18 protein-coding genes are annotated in these 17,716 nt (G+C 56.6%); 10 read left to right on the top strand and 8 right to left on the bottom strand.

The features are described 5' to 3' along the window. Window positions 1-107 precede the first annotated feature (107 nt). The 4 genes from CQ018_RS20480 (at window position 108) to CQ018_RS09530 (ending at window position 1,798) form a co-directional block, all read left to right on the top strand. Complete coding sequence (locus tag CQ018_RS20480; protein WP_258142506.1) at window positions 108-527, top strand: class II glutamine amidotransferase; 420 nt, start codon at window positions 108-110, stop codon at window positions 525-527. Window positions 528-725: 198 nt separating this feature from the next. Beyond that, a complete protein-coding gene (locus tag CQ018_RS20475) occupies window positions 726-980 on the top strand; it encodes a hypothetical protein (protein WP_258142505.1) in 255 nt (84 codons plus the stop codon). A gap of 99 nt (window positions 981-1,079) precedes the next feature. Continuing rightward, the gene (locus CQ018_RS09535; RefSeq protein WP_105549746.1) at window positions 1,080-1,463 is read left to right on the top strand and encodes a DUF3054 domain-containing protein; all 384 of its coding nucleotides are present in this window, start codon (window positions 1,080-1,082) and stop codon (window positions 1,461-1,463) included. Between the two features lie 56 nt (window positions 1,464-1,519). Beyond that, window positions 1,520-1,798, top strand: coding sequence for an Lrp/AsnC family transcriptional regulator (locus tag CQ018_RS09530; protein ID WP_105549745.1), 279 nt, complete (start codon window positions 1,520-1,522; stop codon window positions 1,796-1,798). 294 nt (window positions 1,799-2,092) lie between these two features. Here the strand turns inward: CQ018_RS09530 and trpD are convergent, their stop codons facing one another. Then, complete coding sequence (trpD, locus tag CQ018_RS09525) at window positions 2,093-3,145, bottom strand: anthranilate phosphoribosyltransferase (RefSeq protein ID WP_105549744.1); 1,053 nt, start codon at window positions 3,143-3,145, stop codon at window positions 2,093-2,095. Window positions 3,146-3,291: 146 nt separating this feature from the next. Between trpD and CQ018_RS09520 the strand changes: the two genes are divergently transcribed. The 4 genes from CQ018_RS09520 to CQ018_RS09505 all read left to right on the top strand — a co-directional run bounded on the left by CQ018_RS09520 (window position 3,292) and on the right by CQ018_RS09505 (window position 7,577). Next, on the top strand, window positions 3,292-3,930 hold the full coding sequence (locus tag CQ018_RS09520; RefSeq protein ID WP_105549743.1) for a heme-copper oxidase subunit III: 639 nt from the start codon (window positions 3,292-3,294) through the stop codon (window positions 3,928-3,930). A 69-nt stretch (window positions 3,931-3,999) separates the two neighbouring features. After that, complete coding sequence (locus tag CQ018_RS09515; RefSeq protein ID WP_105549742.1) at window positions 4,000-4,788, top strand: cytochrome c; 789 nt, start codon at window positions 4,000-4,002, stop codon at window positions 4,786-4,788. 69 nt (window positions 4,789-4,857) lie between these two features. Further along, complete coding sequence (locus CQ018_RS09510; protein WP_105549741.1) at window positions 4,858-5,907, top strand: ubiquinol-cytochrome c reductase iron-sulfur subunit; 1,050 nt, start codon at window positions 4,858-4,860, stop codon at window positions 5,905-5,907. Further along, the gene (locus CQ018_RS09505) at window positions 5,907-7,577 is read left to right on the top strand and encodes a ubiquinol-cytochrome c reductase cytochrome b subunit (protein WP_105549740.1); all 1,671 of its coding nucleotides are present in this window, start codon (window positions 5,907-5,909) and stop codon (window positions 7,575-7,577) included. The genes CQ018_RS09510 and CQ018_RS09505 overlap by 1 nt, the downstream gene beginning before the upstream one ends. A gap of 727 nt (window positions 7,578-8,304) precedes the next feature. On the opposite strand, the gene CQ018_RS09500 is transcribed toward CQ018_RS09505, so the two are convergent. The 6 genes from CQ018_RS09500 to CQ018_RS09475 form a co-directional block, all read right to left on the bottom strand. Then, complete coding sequence (locus CQ018_RS09500; protein WP_105549739.1) at window positions 8,305-9,087, bottom strand: GntR family transcriptional regulator; 783 nt, start codon at window positions 9,085-9,087, stop codon at window positions 8,305-8,307. A 142-nt stretch (window positions 9,088-9,229) separates the two neighbouring features. Next, entirely contained in the window at window positions 9,230-9,631 is a 402-nt protein-coding gene (locus CQ018_RS09495) for a cytochrome c oxidase subunit 4 (RefSeq protein WP_105549738.1), read from the bottom strand. A gap of 1 nt (window position 9,632) precedes the next feature. Beyond that, complete coding sequence (ctaD, locus tag CQ018_RS09490; RefSeq protein ID WP_105549737.1) at window positions 9,633-11,351, bottom strand: cytochrome c oxidase subunit I; 1,719 nt, start codon at window positions 11,349-11,351, stop codon at window positions 9,633-9,635. Window positions 11,352-11,357: 6 nt separating this feature from the next. Next, entirely contained in the window at window positions 11,358-12,230 is an 873-nt protein-coding gene (coxB, locus tag CQ018_RS09485; RefSeq protein ID WP_105549837.1) for a cytochrome c oxidase subunit II, read from the bottom strand. Between the two features lie 207 nt (window positions 12,231-12,437). Then, on the bottom strand, window positions 12,438-12,812 hold the full coding sequence (locus tag CQ018_RS09480; protein WP_105549736.1) for an iron-sulfur cluster assembly accessory protein: 375 nt from the start codon (window positions 12,810-12,812) through the stop codon (window positions 12,438-12,440). A gap of 106 nt (window positions 12,813-12,918) precedes the next feature. Then, on the bottom strand, window positions 12,919-14,328 hold the full coding sequence (locus CQ018_RS09475; protein ID WP_105549735.1) for a M20/M25/M40 family metallo-hydrolase: 1,410 nt from the start codon (window positions 14,326-14,328) through the stop codon (window positions 12,919-12,921). 70 nt (window positions 14,329-14,398) lie between these two features. On the opposite strand from CQ018_RS09475, the gene CQ018_RS09470 reads away from it, so the two are divergent. Continuing rightward, window positions 14,399-14,980 (top strand): DUF3043 domain-containing protein, encoded by a 582-nt coding sequence (locus tag CQ018_RS09470; protein WP_105549734.1) that lies wholly within the window; start codon window positions 14,399-14,401, stop codon window positions 14,978-14,980. A 233-nt stretch (window positions 14,981-15,213) separates the two neighbouring features. Here the strand turns inward: CQ018_RS09470 and CQ018_RS09465 are convergent, their stop codons facing one another. Then, the gene (locus tag CQ018_RS09465; RefSeq protein ID WP_105549733.1) at window positions 15,214-16,302 is read right to left on the bottom strand and encodes a quinone-dependent dihydroorotate dehydrogenase; all 1,089 of its coding nucleotides are present in this window, start codon (window positions 16,300-16,302) and stop codon (window positions 15,214-15,216) included. Between the two features lie 60 nt (window positions 16,303-16,362). Between CQ018_RS09465 and CQ018_RS09460 the strand changes: the two genes are divergently transcribed. Next, window positions 16,363-17,547 (top strand): alpha/beta hydrolase, encoded by a 1,185-nt coding sequence (locus CQ018_RS09460; RefSeq protein WP_105549732.1) that lies wholly within the window; start codon window positions 16,363-16,365, stop codon window positions 17,545-17,547. Window positions 17,548-17,716: the final 169 nt, after the last annotated feature.

Here is a 17,716-nt window from a genome sequence, read left to right as displayed (position 1 = left end):
TGCGTCCACGCACTCTGGGCAGTCTTACCCTCTGAATCTTGTTCCTTGGGATCAGTTAGAGCAAAGTAGATTCACAACCCATGAATTGATCACTGTGGAGGTATCCGGTGTGTCGGCTCTTTGGAATGCATACTGGTCAGACTCCGGCAAAAGCTTCCTTCTGGTTGTTGCAAGCACCCAATAGTCTCTCGGGCCAAAGCCGAGACGAACCCGATGGCACCGGCATCGGGACCTTTGATCGCGATGGCACTGCCAGGGTGAGTAAACAGCCAATTGCTGCGTGGCAGGATCAAGAATTTTCTTATCAGGCGAAGCACCTGGAGAGCACTACATTCTTGGCGCATGTTCGCTATGCAAGCACTGGTGGGCACTCGGTGGAAAACACTCATCCGTTTGTCCAAGACGGACGACTATTTGCCCACAACGGTGTCATTGGGGACCTCCCTCAACTCGAAGAACGGCTTCGCACACTGGGAGTATTTGATTTACTCTTGGGCCAAACTGACAGCGAACGAATATTGCGTTGATAACCGGTGAAATTCGAGTAGCCCAAGGGGACGTTTCTACGGGCATTACCCTCGCTATGACGTGGATGGCGAAAAACATACCTATGTATAGCTTGAATTTTGTGTTGGCCACGGCCACTGATCTGTGGGCGCTAAGATATCCGCAAACTCACGAACTGTATCTACACCAGCGAAAATCTGACCCGAGTCTTAAGCCTGATGCCCCTGATTGCGCATAGCGACAGGATTCGTGCCCACCGCCCGGAGCTGTCAGAACGCGAAATAATCATTGTTGCCACGGAGCGCATGAATTCAGATCAACGGTGGCGACTCTTGGACGCCGGTGAACTGATCCAGGTTGACCGATCTCTGAACCTAAAATCAAGCATGGTGCTTCCCGAACCACCTAAGTATCTTATGAGACTCGATGAGCTAAGCTCGGTGGCCGCAGCATCACCACACCCTGTTCGCTGAGGCACGCACAAATATTTTTCAACTGTTTTTGTGGAGATGCATGCTGACGTGCCGGGCTCGGCGGAGGGATGACCGGCGCTTGAACGGTAGAATGAAACCATGTCCCCTCGTAAGATCTGGATCGCGTATTTCGCGATCGACGTGGTCCTTGTTCTACTTTTTGCCCTGAGCGGCCGTCAGTCTCACGCTGAGGCGCTCACACTTCTGGGCATTTTGCAGACGGCGGGTCCGTTCCTCATCGCGTTAGCCATGATGACACTCGTTTCACGCCCTTGGGTTACCCATTCACGAATCTGGCCTACAGGCATCTTGGTATGGCTGGGCACGGTTGCTCTTGGTATGGGCTTCCGGGTGCTTTTCGGTGGAACCGCTGCTGTGCCGTTCATCATCGTGGCAACAGTAGTTTTGGGCGTTTTCCTTGTCGGACGCAGGGTCCTCACCACATTTCTCGCGCGCCGCACCGTGCGCACAGTAAATTCCTAAACTAGGCTCAAACGTAAGTCCTCGGATAGTCACTTCTCATTACCTGGAGGTAAATCGTGGTCACTGCTTTTGTCATGATCCAAACAGCATCCGACAGCATCCCCGAATGTGCCGAGAAAATCTCGGACATTGACGGCATTTCCGAGGTCTACTCGGTGGCCGGAGATTGGGATCTTATTGCCATTGCGCGGGTTCGTCATCACGAAGACCTGGCAGAGGTTATTGCCAATAAGCTCTCTAAGATCCCCGGAATCACGGGCACTCAGACGCATATTGCCTTTAGGGCATATTCAAGCCATGACCTTGATGCAGCGTTTTCTCTCGGCTTGGAGTAAGACTACAAGTAAGTAATTTGCACACTCATAACGATGGGGTGATGTTTCGGTCTAGGGCGACCGAAACATCACCCCATCGTTGGTTAACTAAGAAGTGATCAAGCGTTGCAGCCATCCAGATGAGTAAAAATGTCAGATGGGAGTCGATTTGAAGTGGTTGGCGACGCACTGAGGGGCTTGGGCGAGATAAATGAGCACGAGTGCGCCAATGCGGTTTGAGGGCCTAGAAACAGCCGTGGCGCGCCGGTCACCCGCCTTGGGGAATGGCGCGCCACAGCAAAGTGAGCGTCGCGGCTACGCAGTAGCCTCAATCCATGCATTCAGCGCATGCCTGGCGGCTCCCGAGTCGATGGCTACCTCGGCACGTTCCTTGGCCACCCGCATGCGCTCGAGCAGTGAGCCGTTGGCAGTTGATTCAAGAGCAACCAGACCTGCCGCCGCATTCAAAACCACTGCATCACGCACTGGACCGGTTTTACCATCCAGGATGTCGCGAACCACCTGAGCGTTAAAGGCCGCGTCTCCCCCACGCAAATCTTCAAGTGTTACCCGTGGCATGTCCAGATCCTGGGCATCCAAGACTGATTCGTGGACGATTCCATCACGTACCTCCCACACGCGGTTCAGTGCGGTGGTGGTGAATTCATCAAGGCCATCTTCACCGCGGAAGACCAATGCACGCACACCACGCGCCGCAAGCACCCCTGCCATCAGTGGTGCCATGCGCAGGTCGGCACAGCCGATGGCCGAAGCGGTCGGTTGCGCGGGGTTGGTCAGCGGTCCCATGAAGTTGAATGCGGTGGGAACGCCAAGCTCGCGACGTGGCACCGCGGCGTTGCGCATCGAGGGATGGAAAACCTGGGCGAAGCAAAAAGTAATATTTGCCGCATCAAGAACATCTTCAAGCCGATCAATGGGCATATCTAGACGCACACCCAGTGCCTCGAGTACGTCAGCGGATCCTGCCGCCGATGAGGCTGCGCGGTTTCCGTGTTTGACGATCTTGGCACCGGCTCCGGCGCACACCAGGGATGCCATGGTGGAGATATTGACCGTATTGTGTCGGTCGCCACCTGTTCCGACAATGTCTAATCGGTCACCTTCGATGGTGAGCGGTCTCGCATTGGCCAGCATGGCCTCAACTAGGCCAGTGAGTTCGTCAACCGTCTCGCCTTTGGAGCGCAGAGCGATGAGGAAACCGGCTACCTGGGAGTCGGTGGCATTACCCGTCATCACCTCGCCCATGGCCCAGTACGCTTGGTCTCTGCCTAGGTCGCTGCCGGCGATCAGGCTAGAGAGAATTGTTGGCCATGTGGGGAACTTTTGTTGCGCTCGAATCGTTGACACGCCTCTAGGTTATCTACGAATCGTAGAAAGTCTGAAATGTTAATCCCGCGTGTTTCCGCGGTTATACACGCGAAGAGGCCAAAAAACGCGCCACGCGGGGGGCAATGCATTGGTGTCAGAGGCACTTTTATAGACATAATGGCTCTGTGACAACTGCGACTCATGCCCTAAATGCCCCGGCGCACCCTGCGCCGAACCGTCCCAACATGGTGTCGGTAGGAACTGTCGTCTGGCTTGCCAGCGAGCTCATGTTCTTTGCCGCGCTTTTCGCCATGTACTTCACACTCCGTGCTGCATCGCCGGAAATGTGGGCGACCGAAACCGCGAAACTCAACGTTCCGTTCGCACTTATTAATACGATCATCCTGGTCTCGAGCTCATTCTCCTGCCAGTTGGGTGTCTTCCGTGCCGAGGATCTTAAGCCTCGTCGTACCGGCGGACTGTTCAACTTGAAGGAATGGGGAATGGTTGAATGGTTCGTTCTGACATTCATCCTCGGTGCCATCTTCGTTTCCGTTCAGGCTTACGAATACACCGAGTTGGTTGCTCACGGCATTGCCATGAACTCCAACGCTTACGGCTCGGTCTTCTACATGACCACCGGTTTCCACGGCTTGCACGTGGCCGGCGGCCTCATCGCCTTCTTGCTGATCATCGGACGTGCGCTTCTTGCACGTAAGTTCGGTCACTACGAAGCAACCGGTGCGATTGTTGTGTCTTACTACTGGCACTTCGTCGACGTCGTGTGGATCGCCCTGTTCATCATCATCTACTTCCTGAAGTAGCGCACGTCAAAGGCTGCCGGACTTCGTTCGGCAGCTCCCAGTTCTAAGAAATAAGTGAGGAACCAGCAAGTGAAGGCTCTTTCGCAAAGGCGCCGCCATCCACTCGCCGCCGTCGCACTGCTACTGATGGGTCTGCTCATCACCGGAGGCCTGTATATGGCAGCCGGCAGTGTCAACGAGGCCAAGGCAGCCACTGGATACACCGCTAGCGACATCGAGGAAGGCAACAAGCTCTTTATCGCAAACTGCGCCACCTGCCACGGCTTGAATGCAGAAGGATCCGTTGACGGTCCTTCGCTGATTGGTGTTGGCGCCGCTGCAGTCGACTTCCAGGTCGGAACCGGCCGTATGCCGATGCAGATGCAGGGCCCCCAGGCTCAGGCCAAGCCGGTCCAGTTCGATGACGAACAGATCTCCCAGCTCTCCGCTTACGTGGCTAGCTTGGGTGCCGGACCATCCATCCCCCTGGCCGACGTACTCGATACGTCCAAGGGCAACTCCGCTGCAGGCGGAACCGTATTCCGCGTGAACTGCGCAATGTGTCACAATGCCGCCGCAGCGGGTGGCGCTCTAACGCGTGGAAAGTTTGCACCGGCACTTGCTGGTGTCTCGGAAAAGCATATCTACGAAGCCATGGTCACTGGCCCGCAGAACATGCCCGTCTTCAGTGACTCGAACATCACCCCCGAAGAGAAGCGTGACGTCATCACCTTCCTGAAGGAGATCGAATCCCAGGGTTCGCCTGGCGGTGCCGCAATGGGCTCGCTTGGTCCGGTCGCTGAAGGTCTCTTCATCTGGACCTTTGGTTTGGGCATCATTATTGCCTTCACCATCTGGCTCACTTCGCGTCCTTCCTAGGTCGCTGACGGCTAACCCCGTCGAAATCACTACGTACTAATGAATCTTGAGAAAAGGATGAGAGACAACATGGGCGACCATAGTCACGGCAGTCCGGACGATTCGGGCACCGTTGCTAAGGCTGGCGCGGGAGACCTGGATAAGTTCCAGGACCCCGGCCTTCCGCCGCATCGGAAGCGCTTGGCAGATACCGACCCGCGAGCAGAGAAGCGAGCAGAGCGTCAGGTAGCGCTGCTCTTTATCATCTCCATCATCGGAACGCTGTCGTTCTTTATTGCTTACTTCGTTCTCGGACGTCCGGATAACATCACGGAAATCCGTATCCAGAACTCGATGCTCGGCCTTGGCACCACATTTGCAATGCTTGGTATTGGTGTTGGCATCGTTCACTGGGCTAAGACCCTGATGCCTGACCACGAAATCTCTGAAATGCGCCACCCGATCCGCCCCGAGGCAGATCGCGTCGATGCAGAAAACATCATCAACCAGGTGATTGAAGAGACCGGCATCAAGCGTCGTCCGCTGATCCGTAACACCCTGATCGGTGCCATTGCTTTGGCACCAATTCCGGCAGTGTTCATGTTCCGCGACCTTGACCGTTCGGGTAAGAACGCAAACGAAATGATCGAACAGCTTCGCCACACCATGTGGGACACCAACGTTCGCCTTACCCGCGACCCGTCTGGTACCCCCATCAAGGCGGCAGATGTTCAGATCGGTTCGGCTTTCCACGTCATTCCCGAGGGTTTGGACGAAGCCGAAAACATGCTGAACGAAAAGGCCAAGGCCGTTGTTCTGCTGATGCGTCTGGATCCACAGAAGATGAAGATCTCCGAGGGCCGCGAAAACTGGCACGTAGACGGCATTGTCGCCTACTCCAAGATCTGCACCCACGTTGGTTGCCCGGTTGCTCTCTACGAGCAGCAGACGCACCACCTTCTGTGCCCGTGCCACCAGTCGACGTTCGACCTCACCGAGGAATGCAAGGTCATCTTCGGCCCCGCGGGTCGTGCACTGCCACAGCTGCCGATCATGGTTGACGCTAACGGCTTCCTCGTCGCACGCAGCGACTTCCAGGAACCGGTTGGCCCGAGCTACTGGGAGCGTGGAAAGAACTAATGGCTACCACTACTGAGTACACCCCAAAGACCAAGACCGGTAAGATCGCCAACTTTGTTGACGAGCGTACCGGCGGGTCAGCAATGGTCAAGGAATTTGGTCGCAAGATCTTCCCTGACCACTGGTCATTCATGTTCGGCGAAGTGGCCCTGTACACCTTTGTACTGCTGCTGATCTCCGGCACCTTCTTGACGTTCTTCTTCGATCCGTCGATGGCACACGTCATCTACAACGGTTCGTACAACCCGCTCAAGGGCATTGGCATGTCCACTGCTTACGCCTCGACGTTGGATATTTCCTTCGACGTGCGTGGCGGTCTGTTCATGCGCCAGGTTCACCACTGGTCGGCAATTCTCTTTGTTGCTGCCGTATCGGTTCACATGCTCCGCGTGTTCTTCACCGGTGCATTCCGTAAGCCTCGTGAACTGAACTGGGTTGTTGGTGGCGTTCTGCTCATCCTTGCGATGGCTGCAGGCTTCACCGGTTACTCACTCCCCGATGATCTGCTCTCCGGTAACGGTCTGCGCATTATCGATGGTGTGGTCAAGTCGATCCCGGTGATCGGTTCGTACATCTCGTTCTTCCTCTTCGGTGGAGAATTCCCCGGTACCGTCGTGATCCCACGTCTGTACTCGCTGCACATTATGATCGTGCCTGCCATCATGTTGCTCATGATTGCGCTGCACTTGTTCATGGTTGTTGTGCACAAGCACACCCAGTACCCTGGCCCGGGCCGCACCAACGACAACGTTGTTGGCTTCCCAGTTGGTCCGGTTTACGCAGCGAAGGCCGGCGGCTTCTTCTTCATCGTCTTCGGCATCGTGGCCTTCATCTCGGGTCTGTTCACTATCAACGCGGTCTGGAACTACGGTCCGTATGACCCGTCCCCGGTTTCCGCAGGCACCCAGCCTGACTGGTACATCGGATTCGTTGATGGCGCGCTGCGCTTGATGCCAGGCATGCTTGGTAACTTCTCCTTCGAATGGCTCATCCCGCTCCCCTGGGGTTGGAACACCTTGAGCCTGAACGTTCTGCTTCCGGCATTGGTCCCGGCGGGCATCATCTTCACGCTGATGTTCGTTTGGCCATGGATCGAACGCTGGGTCACCAAGGACAGCCGCGAACACCACCTGTTGGATCGTCCGCGTAACGCGCCGTTCCGTACGGCAGTTGGCGTTGCTGGCGTCATCTCCTACTCGGTGATGTGGGCAGCTGCGTCCTCTGACTTGATCGCAACACACTTCCTGGTCTCGCTGAACGATGTAACCTACTGGTTGCGCGTGCTGTTCGTCATCGGCCCGATCCTCGGCTTCATCGTTACCCGCCGTTTGGCGCTATCGCTGCAGCGTAAGGATCGCGAAATCGTCTTGCACGGTCGCGAAGCCGGAATCATCGAGATGTCGCCGGAAGGTGGCTTCTCGGAGAAGCACGAAGACCTCGATGTCTACAAGCGCTACAATCTCGCAGTGTTCGAAGACCGCAAGGTCATCCCGGCTCAGCCGGATGCCGCTGGTCACATTTCGGCTAAGGAAAAGCGTCGTGGTGCACTGTCCAAGTTCTTCTTCGAGGATCGCGTCGCTCCGGTGACTCCATCCGAGTTGGCCGCAGCCAAGGCTGCACACGGTCACGCAGAGGTCGAAGGATCCGAACAGGATTCGATCGGTCACTAAGTAACCGCTAAGAACTAAATGCGTGTGGGGCTCGTCTACGGACGGGCCCCACACGCATTTAACCTTCCTTCGCTCGTGGCTCCTCGAGTTCGAGTGATCGTTGCACCACCACTCCCCTACCGGGCATGGTGGGGGGCTCATATCCAGCGCAGCGTCACCTACGCTTCAGCAGTGAGCGCACCTACTGCCACGTGGGTGCAAGGATGTCACGTGGGGATATTGGGACTCCTCGAAATCTGGCTACTACACAACGCGAACGCTGCACAACATGGCAGCTGAGAGGCGCTTGGCAGCTAAGTGCCAGCAGCACTAGTGCCGAGACGTCCGGGGCAAGCTCTATCTTGCAGCTCCGGTCGGTTAGAAAAGTTTGCTCGGAGCCTGGCAGGCCGAATCCCGACAGACTGAGCCGCTGCGCAGGGTCCACTAAGGCGAGTTCGTGGAGGTACCCAAGGAATGCTGCTATTTGAAGGTTTGCGGCGGGGCTTTGCACCTGGCGTTCGAGCTTTCGATGAATTCGAGTATCGTTACGCCGGATCCTGGCAAATGCGCTGGCTCGCTGTCCTTTAGGGGAACGCAGCAGCGTAGGCCCGAATCTGTGAGCCAGAGTTTCGTGTCATCTGTGGTGCAGTAGGTCAGAAAATTCCCGTTTTTACCGATGTGCTAGCGGCGCAGCAGGACCCCATGGCTCTCAACGGCGTGTAAACGACGATTTGAGAGGTTTATGCGGCTAGAACTGGGCGTAGCGAGGTGAGCGGGTTCCTTGGCGCTGTAGCGGCACAAAGAGTTTGTAGCGATCGGAGCGGTACACCGAGACCGAATAGTCAACCAGTCCATCGCCAACAAATGCGTAGCGAGTGATCTTCAAGAGCGGGAAACCGGGATCAACTTGTAGCAGACCGGCATTTTCCGGAGTTGCGGCGGTACTTTCAATTTGATCCTCGCCCCATTCCAGCACCAACCCGTAACGTTCGTTGAGTGACTGGTAAAGAGATATTGGAGGTGGGCCGTTGACGAAACCGGGAACCAGAGCACTGGGCAGAAAATTATCATCAAGACTCATGGGCTTACCATCGGCCAAGAGCAGACGACGGAAACGTACAACCGGGGCGCCCTCGTCGATCTGCATATGCCGTGAGAGGCTTCCGGAGGCCGGCACCTCGTCAAAGCGAAGTACATGGGAGTCCGGCACCATGCCACGGCGAATCATCTCTTCGCTATAGGAGTTCAAGCGGATCTGCAGGTCAACCTTGGTGTGGGCGATATAGGTGCCGACCCCAACCACTCGGGTGAGTACCTGATCCTCAACCAGCGAGTCAATGGCTTGGCGTAAGGTCTTGCGCGCAACGCCGAAAAGGTCGGCAAGTTCGCGTTCTGGGGGTAGCTTGTAGCCGGGCTTGCAGACGGTCCGGGCATGATTGCGGAGGATCTCACGAATCTGCCGGTACTTTCCAACCGATGAGTTTTCATCGAGTTGGCCGTGAACCGGTGGTTGCGGTGCATAGGGTTTCACAAGTTCTCCGCTCCGGGCAGCTAGCTGCGCCCACAGATCAATTCTCGCCCATGAGTATTGATTGTTAAAACAAATGGTCGGTGTTTTCCCTGTGAGGGGAAAACACCGACCATTTAGAAACTACGGTTCGTACACACTCAGATTAGTGAGCGTGGTCTCCGCGGCTGTATTCGTAAACCCAGCCAACCAAGCCAATGATGGTTACACCGACGCCGATGTACAAAACCCACCAGCCCAGTGCCAAACCGGCGAAGCCGATTGCGGCACCGGTGCCCAGTAGCATTGGCTGCCAGCTCCAGGGAGCGAAGAGGCCAATGGCGCCAGCGTTTTCGTGGATTTCACCGTCAACGCGGTCTTCGGGACGAGGACCGACGCGGCGAGAGGTGACGAGCAGGTACCAGCCCACCATGCAGGACATTGCTGCCAGCATGAACAGTGCCAAGAACCCCACGGGTTCCTTCCACTCGACCATGATGCCGTAAACGATTCCTACCGGCGTAAAGAAGAACAGTCCGCCCAGGAAAAGCCAAGATTCAACTTTCACGTTACTTGTCCTTCTGGTCTGCCGGGCCGAAGATCTTGGCTACTGCGTTGTCCGGGGTAGAGCGTGCGCTCAATTCCGGGTGGTGCAGGTCAAGAGCCGGGCGCTCGGAGCGGATACGTGGGATGGAGTGGAAGTTGTGGCGTGGTGGTGGGCAAGAGGTTGCCCATTCCAGCGACGCACCGAAGCCCCACGGATCATCAACAAGAACCTTCTTGCCGTTGCGGTGAGTGGTCCACACGTTCCAGAAGAACGGAATCATGGACATACCCAGGACGAACGAGAAGACTGTCGAGAACTGGTTCATGGTGGTGAAACCATCTTCAGGCATGTAGTCGGCGTAACGACGTGGCATACCCATAACGCCCAGCCAGTGCTGGATCAGGAAGGTGCCGTGGAAGCCGATGAACAGCAGCCAGAAGTGAATCTTGCCCAGGCGCTCGTTGAGCATCTTGCCGGTCCACTTGGGCCACCAGAAATAGAATCCGGCGAACATCGCGAATACCACGGTACCGAAGACCACGTAGTGGAAGTGCGCTACAACGAAGTAGGTATCCGAAACGTGGAAGTCTAGCGGCGGAGCCGCCAGAATGATACCGGTCAGGCCACCGAAGAGGAAGGTCACCATGAAACCGATGCTCCAGAGCATCGGGGTTTCGAAGGTGATCGATCCGCGCCAGAGAGTACCGATCCAGTTGAAGAACTTCACACCTGTAGGCACGGCAATCAGCATGGTCATGAAGCCGAAGAACGGAAGCATAACCGAGCCGGTGACGTACATGTGGTGCGCCCATACCGCTACGGACAGTGCCGCAATGGAGATGGTTGCGAAGATCAGACCCTTGTAGCCGAAGATCGGCTTACGGGAGAAGACCGGGAAGATTTCAGAAACGATACCGAAGAACGGTAGCGCAATGATGTAAACCTCTGGGTGACCGAAGAACCAGAACAGGTGCTGCCAGAGAACTGGGCCGCCGGATTCCGGGTCGAACACGTGTGCTCCGAACCGTCTGTCTGCGCCCAGTGCGAACAGCGCAGCTGCCAGCGGCGGGAAAGCCATCAGGATCAAGATCGCTGTGATCAGGGTGTTCCAGGTGAAGATCGACATACGCCACATGGTCATACCCGGTGCACGCAGGCAGATGATCGTGGTGATGAAGTTTACTGCACCAAGAATGGTACCGAAGCCCGAGAGTGCCAGACCGAAGACCCAGAGGTCTCCGCCGACGCCGGGGCTGAAGGTGGTGTTCGACAGTGGCGCGTATGCGAACCAGCCGAAGGATGCCGCACCCTGTGGGGTGAGGTAGCCGGCCAGCGCAATGGTCGAGCCGAAGGAGAAGAACCAGAAGGCCAGTGCGTTAAGACGTGGGAATGCAACGTCCGGGGCACCAATCTGCAGTGGCATCATGACGTTTGCAAAACCAGCGAAAAGCGGGGTTGCAAACATGAGCAGCATGATGGTGCCGTGCATGGTGAACAGCTGGTTGTACTGCTCCTTGGTCTGCAGGATCTGCATACCAGGTTCGAACAGTTCGGCACGGATGACAAGAGCCATCACGCCGCCGATGCAGAAGAAAATAAACGACGAGATCAGGTACATGTACCCGATGGTCTTGTGGTCGGTGGAGGTGATCCAGTTGACGAAGATCCGTCCCTTGGATACCGGCACCACGCGCGGCGCGAGGCTCTTAGCTTCGTCGGTTGCGTATTCGTAAGTAGTCACGATGGATTACTTCCCTTCCGCGTGGGCTGAAACCTGGTTGACTTCGCCCGGCTTACGGTCGTATTCCTCGCCCAAGTGACCATCCTGCATGGTGGCCAGCTTTGCTTCGAATTCAGCCTCGGAAACTACCTTGACGTTGAAGAGCATCTCCGAGTGGTATTCACCGCAGAGCTCTGCACACTTGCCGTCAAAGTCGCCTTCGACCTGTGGCGTCAGGTAAATGTAGTTGGTCTTGCCCGGGATCATGTCAAGCTTCTGCAAGAATGCAGGAACCCAGAACGAGTGGATAACGTCGCGGCTATTCAGCTCGAGTGTCACGGTCTTGCCAACCGGCAGGTACAGGTTAGGCAGGGTATCGCGGACGCCTTCCTTACCGGTCAGGCGTGCCTGAACGGTAGCGTCGTACTTTTCCTGGCCCTTGTAGCTGTAGTTGTAGTCCCATGCCCACTGCTTGGCGCGGATGTCGACCACAAGCTCGGAATCAACCTTGGTATTGAGGGTCTTTTCGGTCTGGTCCGAGAACGTGAAGAACGTCAGGACGAGAACCAACGGCACGGCCGTGTAGAAGATCTCAATGGGTAGGTTGTAGCTGAGCTGACGCGGGTAACCCGTATCGCCCTTACGGCGACGGTAGGCAATGATGCACCAAAGCATCAAGCCCCAGGTCAACAGGCCTACTGCCAAAATGGTAATCCACGAGTTTACCCAGAGATCCTGGATCATACCGGTGTGGTTGGTGGTGTCACGTTCGACGTTTGGGAGCCAACCTCGCTGGACTTCCGCTGAACATCCCGTCAACAACAACGCGCCGGCGCCAGCAATAGCCAAGACTTTGGCTCTGCCTTTGCGGCGGCTGCTGGTTCGGTCTTGCGAACTCACAGACGGCCCTTCCTCTTTGTTGGTGCTGAATGAGTCTTCGACGGCCCAGCGGTCGGACTCATTTGAATCAACGCTGATGAGGTCGAAGAAAACCATAGTTTTACTACTTATCGTAGAGCTTACCCTCTCGGGCGCTCGAATGCCGACCAAAACACCGCCCAAGCGTGAAGAAGTCTCAACGTTTGAGCGGTGTATTTGGTTCCCGACTTAGTGGAAGGAATCTCCACAGGCGCAAGATCCGCCGGCACTTGGGTTGTCGATGGTGAAACCCTGCTTGGCAATGGTGTCTTCGAAATCAATCGAAGCGCCAGCCAAGTACGGCACGCTCATCTTGTCTACAACTACCTCGACACCGTCGTAATCCTTGACCGCGTCGCCTTCCAGAAGGCGCTCATCGAAGTAAAGCTGGTAGATCAGGCCCGAGCATCCCCCTGGCTGAACGGCGACGCGCAAACGAAGATCGGTGCGGCCTTCCTGTTCAAGCAGTGAACGGACCTTGTCTGCAGCAACATCCGAAAGTGCGACCTCGTGGGTCGGCAGTTCGGTTGGGTCTGCTGTGGTTTCGTTGGGTGCAGCTGTCATGCTTGATCCTCCATTTACTGCTCACTTGGGCTACGCCTCAAGCGTGGCCCCTCAGTATCTATCGTACGACGAGCCCGCGTTGGTTGTCGCGGTGGGTCTATCGGCGTCACAATCCGTGGTTGTTTAAACGAGCAAGCAGCAAAGCTTCGGCCAAAATGGCATGACGGAAATCACCTAAATGAAGAGACTCATTTGCCGAGTGGGCACGCGAATCCGGGTCTTCAACACCGGTGACCAGGATCTGGGCCGCGGGGAAGACCTCAAGAAGGTCGGAAATGAACGGGATGGAACCGCCAATGCCGGTTTCTACTGCGGGGACTCCCCACGCTTCACCCAGAGCCCATAGGCTCGCCTGTGCGGCTGCTGCCGAGGTATCAGTTGCAAACGCCTGACCCGACTCATCTGATTCGAAGGTCACCTGAGCGCCACGTAGATCCTGAGCCAGGATATGGACTCGTACTGCTTCAACTGCCTCGGCAGGATCCTGTCCCGGGGCCAAACGAAGACTCAACTTAAAACGGGTGGCAGGAATCATCGTGTTCGATGAGACAGCAACTGTAGGGACGTCCATGCCAATGATCGACAGCGCAGGTTTGTTCCACAGGCGATCGGAAATCTTGCCGGTACCGGCAAGCTGTACAGAATCGAGCACCGAAGAGTCGGTACGGAAGTCTGCCTCGGGGTAGTCAATCTCCGCATGATCGTTTGAGACAAGTCCGGCGATTGCAACATTGCCTTGCTCATCATGGAAGGTGGAAATCAGTCGAGCTGCAATGGTTGGTGCATCAAGCACCGGTCCGCCAAACATTCCCGAGTGCACGGCATGATCAAGCACGCGCACCTCAACCACTCCCCCGGCCATGCCGCGCAGTGAGGTAGTGAGTGCCGGAACTCCGACCTTCCAGTTGGAGGAATCGGCAACGACGATTACATCTGCTTCAAGACGGTCACGGTGGGTCTCAAGGAAATTGCGGAAGCTCGGTGAACCTGCCTCTTCCTCACCTTCGAGGAAGAACGTTACGCCCAGGCCAAATTCTTCGACCTTGGCCAAGACCGCACGCAGCGCGGCAATGTGCACCATGATTCCGGCTTTGTCATCTGCTGCCCCGCGGCCAAAGAGTCGTCCGTCGATCTCGGTTGCTTCAAAGGGTTTGGTGTTCCACAGTTCTTCATCACCCGGGGGCTGCACATCATGGTGTGCATAAAGCAGAATTGTAGGTTTGCCATCGCGTGCCGGACGGTTGGCAACAATTGCCGGCCCACCCATGGCCCCGCTATCGGTGGGCACGCGCAGAATATCGACATGTTCCATTCCTGCATCGCGAACAAGCTGGGCCACAGCCTCGGCACTGCGGTCGAGCTGATGTGCATCAAATGACTCCCAGGCGATGCCCGGAATGGCCACAAGATTGCTCAGTTCTTCAACGATGCGGGTGAAATCTGTATCAATGTGGGAGCTCAGGGCTTCGCGATCCACACCGAATGACGCCGAATTGGCGGTGTTCTTGGTAGTCATAACCGAAAGCTTACAACCGTGCAGGGGTAAGAATGAGAAAGGCGGGCCGCGACCGGGCTAGACTGGATGGGTGTTTGGACGCAAGAAAGATCAGGCAGCTTCCGTAGAAGCGCCCACAGAAGAGACCACAAAGACCACCGGCAAGAATGCCCCTACTCCCAAGCGGAAGACCCAGGAAGCAAGCCGTCAGCGGCCCCTGGTGCCTACCGACCGCAAGGCTCAGCGTGAAGTGCAGCGTGCACAGCGTGTCGAAGCGCAGAACCGCATGCGCTTGGCCAATGAAACCGGCGACGAGCGCTACATGGCGCTGCGCGATCGTGGCGAGCAGAAACGCTTCGCACGCGACTTCGTTGATCGTCGCTTCATGCTCGGCGAATACCTGATGTTTGCGGTATTCGGCTTCCTGATTCTTTCGTTTGCCACCACCAAAAACCTTCAGATGTCGATGCTCGTCACCTACGGCCTCTGGGCCCTGGTGGCCCTGGTTGCCATCGATTCATTCATCATGACCCGCGGCCTGAAGAAGGGCCTCATCTCCCGCTTTGGCAGCGTCGAACGCGGAGTCACCTGGTATGGGGTCATGCGTGGCATGCAGTTCCGCAAGATGCGCCTGCCCAAGCCGCAGATCGCTCGCGGTGCCGATCCGCGCTAAAACGCTTGACCGCGTTCAGTAATCCACACGGGCGTGTGTTGATCCAGAAACATTGGTTCAACACACGCCTTCCTTAAGCCCACATACTCTCTCCTGCTGCTCAGCGGCGCTGCATGAGGTGATGGTTTCTGCATACGTCGAGGAGCATTTGGGCCTATTTATCGCAGTGGGGGGCGGCATCTGACAGATACCGCCCCCCACTACCCCGGCCGCTGACGACCGCAGAAAACTAACTACTTGCTCAGTGAAACGCCCTTGGCCACGGCCGCAGCAAGCTTCTTATTGATGCTGCGCACCCAGAATGGGCCCTCATAGAGGAAAGCCGTGTAACCCTGCACCAGATCCGCACCTGCCTGCAAGCGTTCGATGACGTCTTCACCGGTACTGACACCACCCACGGAAATAATCGTCATCTCCGCAGGAACCTTGGAGCGCAAGACCTTGAGAACCTCAAGGGAACGTGCCTTCAGTGGAGCACCACTGAGGCCTCCGGCGCCAATCTCGGCCACCTTGAATGCATCGGAAGAAAGCCCCTCGCGACCAATGGTGGTGTTGGTGGCTATGATTCCATCAAGCTTCAGTTCCTGAGCAAGTGTTGCAACGTCAGCAAGATCTTCGTCGCTTAGATCCGGAGCGATCTTCACCAACAGTGGCACATGTCGTCCGGCGACACGGTCCGCCTCGGTACCAACCGCCGAAAGTAATGGGCGCAACGATTCAACACTCTGCAACAGACGCAACCCCGGGGTGTTGGGGGAAGACACGTTGACCACCAGGTAGTCGGCGTGGGCAGCAAGTTCGCGGGTGGAGACCAGGTAGTCCTCGACGGCATCCTCAAGTTCAACAACCTTGGTCTTGCCAATGTTGATGCCGATGACCGGGCGGTGGGCACCAAAGCGACGGTTCAGCAGTTCGCGGGCGGCACGGGTGCGTGGGGCTACGGCGTGGGCACCATCATTGTTGAAGCCCATGCGGTTGATGACTGCCTTGTCTTCGATCAGCCGGAAGAGTCGTGGCTGTTCGTTACCTGACTGGGCGGCACCGGTAATGGTTCCCACCTCAACGTGGCCGAAACCCAAGTCGGCGAGGGCAGGAATTCCCGCGCCTTCCTTGTCAAACCCCGCGGCAAGGCCGAAAGGCGAGGGGAAATCGATCCCCATAACGGTACGGCGCAGCGACGGGGCCGGGGCCGAAAGTTTACGGGCAATAGCCGAGACACCGGTCTTTTCGGCAATGCGGATGGCGTTGAAGGCAAAGTGGTGAGCTTTTTCCGGATCCATACCGGAGAAGAGCACACGGAAAATCGTGGGATAGATGCGCATAAACTCCAGTCTTCCCGTTGCGCTTCGTCCAAACAACTTCAACCCAGTTATGCTCATCACATGTCGCATGCGTCTTCGCCAAATCCCAGCTCCCCCATCGACCCGGAGCTAGACCCCACGGCTACGTGGCCCGAGTATTGTGAAACAACAGCGGTCGGCCAATGGCTCCCGGATATCCTTGGGACGGGTTTTAGCTACACATCCCTTCCCCTGGGGTCCGATGAAGAAGGCGAGCTGACAGCCACGCTGATACGTTATCGGGAATCCGGCACTTCAAACGTACCGGTGTCCACAAACGCTCTGTCCGCGTGGCCGCGCTGGATCGGCCAACTGGCGCAGAAGAATAAGCTCCTGGGGAGGATGCTCGGCGTAAGTGCTCACGATGCGCCAGCTACTCGTAGCCATCCCCAAGGATTTGTGTTGGCTATTCATGGCTGGAGTGACTATTTCTACAACGCCGAACTTGCAACATATTGGACCTCACGTGGCTACGCTTTCTACGCGCTTGATCTTCGCAGATACGGGCGAAGTCTGCGCGCCCATCACCAAGACCCGGGCTTCACCACGGACTTAAACGAATATGACGAAGACATTTCGGCAGCACTGGAAAGAATCCGTGAACTAGAAGGTAACGATCTGCCGGGAGTCTGCGTCGCCCACTCAACCGGCGGACTCATAGCAAGCCTGTGGGTGAACCGGAACCCCAAGGCCTTTAGCGCGCTGATCCTCAACAGCCCGTGGCTTGAAATGCAGGGAAGCTACCTCGTGCGTTATGCGACCCAGGGATTGTTGGAACCCATAGCAAAACGCCGCCCCCGGGCCAGCCTGCACCTACCTGAGTTCGATAACTACTGGCGATCGCTCAGTCGGTTAGGCCGCGGCTCCTGGGATTTACACCCGCGGTGGCGTCCCCCGGTGTCCTTCCCCCCAACAGCTGGATGGATGACCGCTATTTTGGCGGGGCACCGGCTTGTCGCCAAGGGACTTGATATTAAGATCCCGATCCTCGTGCTCACCTCACGCACCACTCACTTGGGCACCAGCTTTGACGAATCAATGTTGCACAATGACACAGTGATCGAGGTACAGGTGGTTCGTGAACGAAGCCTGGGTCTGGGGCGAGAGGTGACAAACGTGATTATCGAGGGCTCGATGCATGACGTTTTTACCTCACTCCCGAAGCCGCGTTCCATCGCCTATGCCGGCCTTGATCATTGGGCAGCTGGCTACTTACCCAGCGAATGAACTTCGGTCGGCTTATGGGGGGGCAAGACGGACCATACGTTTCTAGCGCATTGCTGGAGTGGTGCGCTGGCTACATCCCAGATTGCACAATGCCGGATGCTCGCGATTTAGCACGGCCTCGGATATATATGCACCGAGTAGCGTCGCCTACCCAATACAAATCGAATTC

The organism is Arthrobacter sp. MYb227, from assembly GCF_002975435.1.
Lineage (GTDB): Bacteria > Actinomycetota > Actinomycetes > Actinomycetales > Micrococcaceae > Paeniglutamicibacter.
This window is presented reverse-complemented; position numbering and strand designations above follow the sequence as displayed.